This is a genomic window from Saccharomonospora iraqiensis subsp. paurometabolica YIM 90007 (assembly GCF_000231035.2).
Lineage (GTDB): Bacteria > Actinomycetota > Actinomycetes > Mycobacteriales > Pseudonocardiaceae > Saccharomonospora > Saccharomonospora paurometabolica.
This window is the reverse complement of the sequence record NZ_KI912197.1, coordinates 1-826: the sequence shown is the minus strand read 5'-3', so window position 1 is coordinate 826 and position 826 is coordinate 1. Positions and strand designations below refer to the sequence as shown.

1 protein-coding gene is annotated in these 826 nt (G+C 74.6%); it reads right to left on the bottom strand.

Annotated features, from left to right (window positions below):
* Positions 1–755 (bottom strand): DNA glycosylase AlkZ-like family protein (locus SACPADRAFT_RS0202625; protein WP_007027809.1); only part of this gene is annotated, 755 nt, incomplete at its 3' end.
* Positions 756–826: the final 71 nt, after the last annotated feature.

The window sequence follows — 826 nt, the reverse complement described above, 5'->3', positions numbered from 1 at the left end:
GCACGCCTGCTCGCGGACGGCCCGAGGCGGTAGTAGTCCCGCAGGTCCGGTTCGGTGGCCACACCCGTGGCCCGCGCGGCGCGGTCCACGAGCAGCCGCGCGGCCTCGTCGGCGGGCACCCGACGGGCCAGCACCTCGGGCGGCAGCACCCGTTCGGTGAGGTCGTAGCGCCGTTCGAAACCGACGCGGGTGCCGGTGGTGAACTCGCCGACGCCGAACAACCACTCGCAGACACCTTTGACCTTCGAGCGCTCCCACCATGCGCCCGGCGTCCGCGGGGACGGACCGGACAGTTCCCGCTCGATCGTGCCCGCGCCCACGGGTCCCCGTTCCTTCACCACGGCCCGCACGTCGTCGACCAGCGCGGGCTCGGATTCGGCCAGCGCACCGTAGCGGGACCACCAGCCGCGGGGCTTGGCATCCGACTGGAGCAGCGGCCAGTCCTCCACCGGGATCAGACTCGCCTCGTGTGCCCACGCCTCGACCAGCAGCCGGGGCCTGCGGGTGCTGGGGCTCCAGGCCGCCTCGTCGACCAGCGCGGGATCGTAGGGCCCGAGCCGGGCGAACACCGGCGCGTAGTGCGCCCGGACGGCGACGTTGACCGAGTCGAGCTGGAGCAACCGCACCCGGGACAGCACCCGGCGCAGGTGCCGCCGGTCCGGCTGCTGACCCGGTGCCGGATCGGTGAACCCCTGCGCGGCCAGCGCGGTGCGGCGGGCGGCGGCGGGGCTGAGGGTCCGCGGACCGGTGCTCACTCGGGTGTCCCTTCCCTTCGACGGTGCTCGTCCCGGTCCCGCGTGGTGACGCGGTCCCACCGGCCATGATG